Raw genomic sequence first — 8,533 nt, 5'->3', positions numbered from 1 at the left:
CTACGCGCCGCAGACCGGGCCGGAGACCCATCCGGGCCTCGACCGGCTGGTCAAGCAGGCGCTGAAATACTTCTCGGATTTCGTGCGGCCGGCCAAGACCTACCGGGCGCCGACCCCGGAGGAGCGGGCGGCCCTGGAGGATCTGTCGGAGACCCTCAGGGACCATGCCGGCTCCACCGATCCGGAGGCCCTGCAGGCGGCGGTCTACGAGGTGGGGCGGCGCCACTTCCCCGACACGTCCGGCAAGGCCAAGAGCCCGGACGGGCGGCCCGGCGTGTCGCAGGCGTGGTTCACGAGCCTCTACAACGTGCTGTTCGGCGAGGCGCGCGGACCCCGCTTCGGCTCCTTCGTGGCCCTCTACGGCGTGGCGGAGACCCGGAGCCTGATCGAGGCGGCCCTCTCGGGCGCGCTGGTGGCCGAGCACGAAGCCTTCGTGGCCGGCACGGCCAAGGTCGCGTGAGCAAGGACCGCAGGAGGGCGTGATGGTCGTCGACAGCCTCGCCGCCCTGGAGGCGATCTACACCGCCCCCCCGGCGGCCGCCTCCACCGCCAAGGTGGCGGATTCGGTCACGCCGGACTACGCGGCGCTGATCGAGGCCTCGCCCTTCGCGGTGCTGGCGACGAGCGGCCCGGAAGGGCTCGATTGCAGCCCCCGCGGGGACCAGCCGGGCTTCGTGCGGGTCGCCGATCCGCGCACGCTGATCCTGCACGACCGGCGCGGCAACAACCGGATCGACTCGCTCCGCAACATCGTGCGCGATCCGCGGGTGGCGCTGCTGTTCCTGATCCCGGGCTCGGGCACGACGCTCCGGGTGAACGGGCGGGCGGTGATCTCGGCCGATCCGGATCTCCTCGCCACGTTCCGGGTCGACGGCCACGCGCCGCGCACCGCAATCGTGATCACGGTCGCGGAGATCTACTTCCAGTGCGCCCGGGCGATCATCCGGGCCAAGCTGTGGGATCCGGATGCCCGCGTCGATCCGGCGAGCCTGCCGACGCCCGGGTCGATCCTCGCGGCGCTCACCGCAGGCGCGGTCGGCGGCCAGCGCTACGACGCGGAATGGCCGGAGCGGGCGGCCAAGACGATGTGGTGAGGGACGAGTCTGGGCGCCGGCCTGTCCGACCCGCTGCCTCATCCTGAGGGGGGTAGACGTTTCGGGCACCAGCCGGCGGGCCGCTCCGGGATCCCTCACCCCACCAGAGCGAGATCCTGCGTCTCGGTATCGGGGATGACGTCGACCTCGACCTTGAGGCGCTGCTTGCCCGAGCCGCTGACGATGCCGTCCACGGGGGCCACGTCGCCGTAGTCGCGGCCGCGGGCCACCACGATGTGGTCGTCCTGCACCGGCACGCCGTTGGTCGGGTCGAGGCCGAGCCAGCCGTCCCCGCACCAGACCGCCACCCAGGCATGGCTCGCATCCGCCCCGCGCAGGCGCGGGCGGCCCGGCGGTGGCACGGTGCGCAGGTAGCCGCTGATATAGGCCGCCGGCAGGCCCATGCCGCGCAGAGCCGCGATCATCACGTGGGCGAAATCCTGGCAGACCCCGGCCCGGAGCGCGAAGGATTCGGCGAGCGGCGTGGAGACGGTGGTCGCCTTGGCATCGAAGCGGAAGTCCCGGCCGATCCGCAGCATCAGGTCGTGGGCCGCCCCGTAGGCGCTGCGGCCGGCGGAGAAGCTCGGCCGGGCATAGTCGGTGATCGCGGGCAGCAGCGGCACCCGGCCGCTCGGGAACAGGAAATGCACCGGCGCCCGGCCGGCGAGGTCGCGCCCGGCCACCACGGCGTCGCGGACCCGCTCCCAGGCCATGCCGGATTCCGGCGGCGGCGGGGCCGGGCGCTCGACCCGCACGGTGGAGAGCGCCTCGACGCTGAAGGTGGTGTGCGGCGCCTCCAGGGTGATCGCCACGGCCTCGATCCCGAAATAGTCGCGCCGCATCACCGCGCGGGCCGGGCTCGGGTCGATCGTGACGGCGCTCGCCAGCACGCTCTGGCCCTCGCCCTCCTGCGGCTTGAGCCGCAGGGTGCAGCGGGCGAAGTGCACCGGCCGCCCGTAGCGGTAGGTGGTGCGGTGGCGCAGCGTGTAGATCACGCCAGCCCCGTCAGCTTCTCGGGGCGCAGCGCGTTCGGCCCGGTGGGGAAGTAGCGGGCCGCGATGCCGTCGGCCAGCCGCTCCAGGTCGGTCGCGAGCGCGGTGAGGCGCACGGCGTCGAAATCCGCGGCCTCGCCGCTGCGCAGCTCCGCCAGGATCCGGGTGGCGAGACGGCAATGGGGCTCGGGGATGCCGTCCGCGGCCAGCGCCGGCAGGTCGGCGAGGTGCCGGGTGATCGCCTCGGCCTGGAAGGCGATCGAGCGCGGGTTGTAGGGGTCGAGCAGCACCATGTCGCGGACCGGATCGAGGGCCGCCCCCTGCAGGTAGCGCCGCCCGTAGCTGATCTGCGAATCGCACAGCGACAGCATCACCCCGAGGCAGCCGGGCGTCGCCTCGTCGTTGGCGAAGGCCAGCGCGAAGGCGCCGGTGTTGATCGCCCGCTCGATGCGCCGGCCGAGCTCGATGAAGTGCCAGCCCTCGGCGCGGCTCATGTTCTCGTGGGTGAGGCCGGCGAGCGCCGCGAGCTGGCTCAGGGCCCGCTCGGCGCGGCCGGCGAGCTGCGACTCGGTGAAGGCCCGCTCGGTGTTGAGGGACAGAAACTCGTTCAGGTCGGCCAGCACCCGCCACGCCTCGCCGGACAGGCGGGCGCGGAGCGCGGCGGCGTTGCGGCGGGCCGCGAGGATGTGGGACCGCGCCGAGCCCGGCCGATCGCGCCCGGCGAGCGCCTCCAGGGCGAGGCGGGCGGTGGGCAGGTCGGCCGCGCCGATGGCGCCCCACTCGTGCAGGAGGGCCCGGAGCGCCAGGGCCGCGGGCGTGTCGAGGGCGCCCGAGATGTCGGTCCCGACGGCGTCGCCGACGCTGCGCAGATGGGCGAGCACCAGCCGGATCACCGCCTCGCCGCGCTCCAGGTAGCGTCCGAGCCAGAACAGGCCGTCGGCGGCCCGGGCGGGGAGATGGCCCCCGACCCGCCGCACCCGCGGGGCCGCCTGCGTGCCGATCAGGGGCGCGGCGACCGGCTTCTCGGACAGCACCCAGACGTCGGCGGAGCGGATGCCGAGCCGCAGCTCGATCGGGTCGACGTCCTCGCGCTCGGAGACCCGGCAGAAGCCGCCGGGCATGACCTGCCAGCCGAGCGGCGTCCGCGTGGCGAAGACGCGGACCACGAAGGGGCGGGGGACCAGGACGAGGCCGTCCGGCCCGCGCTCCCAGCCCGGCATGGTCGAGAGCGGCGCGGCCTCCTGGGCGACGTAGTCGAAGGGCCGGTCGCGCAGGGCGGCGACGACCCGCTCCCGCTCGGCCGCCAGGACCGGGCCCGCGAGGATCGCGTCGCGCCCCGCCCCGCGCTGGGGCGTGGCGGCCGGGCGCAGGGTCAGGCTGTCGAGGTTGGCCTGGGCGTGCGCCAAGCCCTCCAGGTCGCCGCACCACCACGTGCGCGGATGGCCGAGCCGCAGGGGCTCGCCGAGGACGCGCCGGGCGATGCCGTCGAGATAGGGGGCGAGCGCGGCCGACTCGACGAGGCCCGAGCCTGGCATGTTGGTCATCACCAGGGAGCCGTTGCGCAGGGCCTCGAGGATCCCGGGCACGCCGAGCCGCGAAGCCGGATTCAGCTCCAGGGGATCGAGGAAGTCGGAGTCGATCCGCCGCCACAGGGCGTCGGCCCGCTTCAGGCCCGAGACGGTGCGCACGTGCAGGCGGCCGTCCCGCATGACGAGGTCGTCGCCCTCCACCAGCATCAGGCCGAGATAGCGGGCCAGCGCCGCCTGCTCGACATAGGTGCTGCTGTAGGGGCCGGAGGTCAGCAGGCAGATCCGCGGGTCGACGCGCTCGGCCCCCAGCGCCAGGCCATCGCGAAAGGCCTGGAAGAAGGCCGGCAGGCGCTCGACGTGGAGGTCCTGGAAGAAGTCCGGGAAGGTCCGGGCCAGGACCATCCGGTTCTCCAGCGCCCAGCCGAGGCCCGAGGGGGCCTGCGTCCGGTCGGCCAGCACCTGCCACCGCCCGTCCGGGCCCCGGCCGAGATCGGCGGCGTAGAGCTTGAGGTAATGGCCGCCGGGGGGCGTGACGCCGTGGAGCGGGTGCAGGAATTCCGGCGTGCCGGCCACGATCGCGGCGGGCAGCAATCCCTCGGCGACCAGCCTACCATCCCCGTAGACGTCGGCGAGGATCGCCTCCATCAGCTCCGCGCGCTGGACGATCCCGGCGCTGAGGGCCGCCCACTCGGACCCCTCGATCACCAGGGGCAGGCAGCCCAGCGGCCAGGGATGCTCCCGCTGGTCGCCGGCGATGCGGAACGAGATGCCCGCGTCCCGGATGTGCCGCTCCGCCGCGACGAAGCGGGCCATGATCTCCGGCTCGGTGAGGCCGCCGAGACGGTCGAGCAGGCGCGGCCACGCCCCGCGCGGAGCGCCGTCCGGGCCCAGGAACTCGTCCGGCCGGCCGGGGGCGGGGCGGTAGCCCGCGCTCCAGCGGGCGACGCGCTCCCGCGGGCCCTCCGGCCGCTCGGCCCGGCCGCGGCTGCCCGCGAGCGCCGCCTCCATCACGGCCCCCCGGTCACTGCGGCTTGCGGATCCACACAGCGTGGACGGCGACGCGGCCGCAGAAGGGAGCGCGGGTCCCCTCTCCCATGCGGGAGAGGGACAGGGTGAGGGGTCGGGTCTGCCCGAAAGGGGCGCGTCCTGCCGGCGCGTCGCCCCTGAAGCCTCTCGTCCCTCACCCCAACCCTCTCCCGCACGGGAGAGGGGGCGCGTCGCGCTCTGTCGTCCGCGTCCGTGTCCGACCCAGATGTGTGGACATCGCGGATCATTGCGGGGCCGGCATCCGCAGGTCGAGGGTGAGGGGGAACTCGGCGCTCGATTCCGGCCGGGGCATGTCGATCCGGCCGGGGGTATGGCCGTGCGGCTGGAACCGGGCGAGGCGGCGCCCCTCCGCTTCGTAGGCGTTCACCGGATGGGTTTCGTAGTTGCGGCCGCCCGGATGGGCGACGTGGTAGCGGCAGCCGCCGAGCGAGCGCCCGTTCCAGGCATCGAGGATGTCGAAGGTGAGCGGCGAGTGGGCCGGGATCGTCGGATGCAGCGAGGAGGCCGGCTGCCACGCCTTGAAGCGCAGGCCCGCCACGGCCTCGCCGCCGCGGCCGGTGCCGGTCATGGGCAGCCGGCGGCCGTTGCAGGCGATGACGTGCCGCTCGGGCACGAAGCCCTCGACCTTGACCTGCAGCCGCTCGACCGAGCTGTCGACGAAGCGCACGGTGCCCCCGCTGGTCCCTTCCTCGCCCATCACGTGCCAGGGCTCCAGCGCCTGGCGCAGCTCCATCCGGACCCCGCCCTGCTCGACCGTGCCGAAGACCGGGAACCGGAACAGGGCCTGCGCCTCGAAGGCAACCGGATCGAAAGCGTACCCCGCCGCCCGGAGATCCTCCAGCACCGAGAGGAAGTCGGACCAGAGGAAATGCGGCAGCATGAACCGATCGTGGAGGTTCGTGCCCCAGCGGACACAGCCGCCGGTCTGCGGCTCCCGCCACAGCCAGGCCACGAGGGCGCGGAGCAGGAGCTGCTGCGCGAGGCTCATCCGGGCGTCCGGCGGCATCTCGAAGGCCCGGAACTCCAGCAGGCCGAGGCGCCCGGTGGGCCCGTCCGGCGAGTAGAGCTTGTCGATGCAGATCTCGGCCCGGTGGGTGTTGCCGGTGACGTCCACGAGGATGTTGCGGAACACCCGGTCGACGAGCCAGCGCGGGATGTTGGGCGCGTCGGGGGCGGGGATCTGGGCGAGCGCGATCTCCAGTTCGTAGAGCCCGTCGTGGCGCGCCTCGTCCATGCGGGGGGCCTGGCTCGTCGGGCCGATGTAGAGGCCCGAGAACAGGTACGAGAGCGCCGGGTGGCGCTGCCAGTAGAGCACGAGGCTCTTGAGCAGGTCGGGCCGGCGCAGGAACGGCGAATCGTCCGGCGTGACGCCGCCCATGACCACGTGGTTGCCGCCACCGGTGCCGGTGTGGCGCCCGTCGGTCATGAATTTTTCCGCGCCGAGCCGGGTTTGCCTCGCCTCGGCGTACAAGTCGGTGGTGATGGCGACCGCCTCCCGCCAGGAGGCGGCCGGGTGGACGTTCACCTCGATCACGCCCGGATCGGGGGTGACCTTGATCACGCCGATCCGCGGGTCGTAGGGCGGCTCGTAGCCTTCCAGCTGGATCGGCAGGTTCAGCTCGGCGGCGGCCGCCTCCAGGTGGCCGGCGAGTTCGAGATACTCGTCGGCGCGCTGCACCGGCGGCATGAACACCCGCACCACCCCGTCGCGGGGCTCGATCGAGAGCGCCGTGCGCACCGCGACGCCGGTGATCCCTGAACCGTTGACGGTGGTCGCGCCGGGACGCCCGTCGGTGAGGGGCGGGCGCGACTCCAGGGGGTCCTGCGGCTGGTAGTAGGGATAGTGCTCCGGCGGCACGTAGGGCAGGGACGACAGGGGCAGGCGGAAGCCCACCGGCGAGTCGCCCGGCACCAGGAAGGCGGCGCCGCGCCGGAAGTCCCAGGCTTCCGAGATCCAGACCCGGTCGGCATCGCCGTCCCTGCCGGTGGGCAGGCTCGCCAGCGGCAGGACGTAGCCCGCGGCCTCAGCCAAGCCCCGCTCGTAGACCCGTCTGATCCGGGCGTCGAACTCCACGGAGCCGGACCGGGCCGCGGCGGGCGTGACGTTGACCGGCAGTTCGGCGGCCTTCTTCTCCCAGACCTCGCTGTCCTCGAAGGCCGGGATGACGTAGTCGGCGAGGCCGAGGCGGCGGGCCAGCGCGTCGGAGAGGGCCTTGGCCTGCGCGATCGTGGCTTCGCCCGCCTGCCCTGCGGCCGCCTCGGGGGCGATCAGGTCCGGATTCCGCCAGATCGGCTGGCCGTCCTTGCGCCAGTACAGGGCGAAGGCCCAGCGGGGCAGGCTCTCGCCGGGATACCACTTGCCCTGGCCGTAATGCAGCAGCCCCCCCGGGCCGAACCGGTCGCGCAGGCGCCGGATCAGCGTGTCGGCGAGCCCCCGCTTGGTCGGGCCGACCGCGGCGATGTTCCATTCGGGCGATTCGAAATCGTCCACCGAGACGAAGGTCGGCTCGCCGCCCATGGTCAGGCGCACGTCCTGCGCGGCGAGGTCGGCATCGATCCGCTCGCCGAGCGCGTCCATGGACGCCCAGACCGCGTCCGAGAACGGCTTGGTGATCCGCGGCGTCTCGGCGACGCGGGTGATGCTCATTGCGAAGCCGAACTCGGTCTTGGCCGGTTCGACCGCCCCCGAGATCGGCGCGGCCGAGCGGTAATGCGGCGTCGCCGCGAGCGGGATATGGCCCTCGCCGGTGAGCAGACCCGAGGTCGCGTCCATGCCGATCCAGCCGGCGCCCGGCAGGTAGACCTCGGCCCAGGCATGCAGGTCGGTGAAGTCCGACGCGGTGCCGGTGGGGCCGTCGACCGCGACGGTGTCGGGCACGAGCTGGATCAGGTAGCCGGAGACGAACCGGGCGGCGAACCCGATCCGGCGCAGCACCTGCACGAGCAGCCACGCCGAATCCCGGCAGGAGCCGCTCTTGAGGCGCAGGGTCTCGGCGGGCGTCTGGACGCCGGGCTCCATGCGCACGCCGTAGGCGGTCTCCCGGGCGATCTGGGCGTTGAGCGCCACCAGGAACTGCACGGTGCTGGGTTCCGCGGGGAGCCGGGCGAGCAGCGCCGCCATCTCGGGGCCATCCGCATCCACCGGCGCGCGGTAGGGGGCCAGCTCCTCGGCGAGGTCCGGGTCATACGCGAAGGGGTGGGTCTGGGCGTAATCCTCGACGAAGAAGTCGAACGGGTTGATCACCGCCAGGTCGGCGGTGAGGTCGACCTCGATCTTCAGCTCGTCGGTCTTCTCCGGGAAGACGAGGCGGGCGAGCCAGTTGCCGCTCGGATCCTGCTGCCAGTTCAGGAAGTGGTTGGCGGGCGTCACCGTGAGCGCGTAGGCCGGAACCTTGGTGCGCGCGTGCGGGGCCGGGCGCAGGCGGATCACCTGGGGGCCCAGGCTGATCGGCCGGTCGTAGCGGTAATGCGTGACGTGGTGCAGGGCGGCTTTGATCGACACGATGGCTCCGTCTGAAGGATCGAATCCGGCCTCGGCGCCGGTTCCGGACGTCACGGCGGGTCGACCATCGCCCCCCACCGCGCGGTTATGCGACACGAACCGAGACACAAGCAATTTCCGTGCGGCGGCGCCCAGGCCTCCGAACCTCTGGCCGGAACTTTGCCGCCTGGCCCCGCTTTGACCGGCAGGTGGGCCGGGTGCCGGCCCGGGACCGCGCGATGAAGATCTTCCAGTGCCAGGCCTGCGACCAGCCGGTCACCTTCGAGGCGACCGCCTGCGAGAGCTGTGCGCGGCAGCTGGGCTATACGTGCATGGTCCACGAGGTCTCGGCCCTGGAGCCGCAGGGGGCCTCGGCGCACCCGCTGATGG

The 8,533-nt window shown here is 73.3% G+C and carries 5 protein-coding genes and 1 pseudogene; 3 read left to right on the top strand and 3 right to left on the bottom strand.

Going from position 1 to position 8,533, the window contains the following annotated elements; genetic code table 11:
* Positions 1-460: pseudogene (gene lysK / locus I53_RS29840) on the top strand (lysine--tRNA ligase); the annotation flags it as partial.
* A gap of 22 nt (positions 461-482) precedes the next feature.
* Positions 483-1,094, top strand: a complete 612-nt coding sequence (locus tag I53_RS29835) for a pyridoxamine 5'-phosphate oxidase family protein (protein ID WP_043357965.1) — start codon at positions 483-485, stop codon at positions 1,092-1,094.
* Between the two features lie 95 nt (positions 1,095-1,189).
* On the opposite strand, the gene I53_RS29830 is transcribed toward I53_RS29835, so the two are convergent.
* The 3 genes from I53_RS29830 to I53_RS29820 form a co-directional block, all read right to left on the bottom strand.
* Positions 1,190-2,089, bottom strand: coding sequence for a transglutaminase family protein (locus tag I53_RS29830; RefSeq protein WP_043357963.1), 900 nt, complete (start codon positions 2,087-2,089; stop codon positions 1,190-1,192).
* A complete protein-coding gene (locus I53_RS29825; RefSeq protein WP_043357961.1) occupies positions 2,086-4,623 on the bottom strand; it encodes a circularly permuted type 2 ATP-grasp protein in 2,538 nt (845 codons plus the stop codon). Before I53_RS29825 ends, I53_RS29830 begins: the two co-directional genes overlap by 4 nt.
* A gap of 262 nt (positions 4,624-4,885) precedes the next feature.
* Entirely contained in the window at positions 4,886-8,164 is a 3,279-nt protein-coding gene (locus I53_RS29820; protein ID WP_043357968.1) for a transglutaminase family protein, read from the bottom strand.
* 218 nt (positions 8,165-8,382) lie between these two features.
* Here I53_RS29820 and I53_RS29815 point away from each other — a divergent pair.
* Positions 8,383-8,533, top strand: a 151-nt coding sequence (locus I53_RS29815; protein WP_187294432.1) for a zinc-ribbon domain-containing protein, incomplete at its 3' end; no start/stop codon positions are given.

This window comes from Methylobacterium sp. B1 (genome assembly GCF_000333255.1).
Lineage (GTDB): Bacteria > Pseudomonadota > Alphaproteobacteria > Rhizobiales > Beijerinckiaceae > Methylobacterium > Methylobacterium fujisawaense.
Note: the sequence above shows the minus strand (reverse complement) of the source record. Positions and strands in the feature narration are given on the sequence as shown.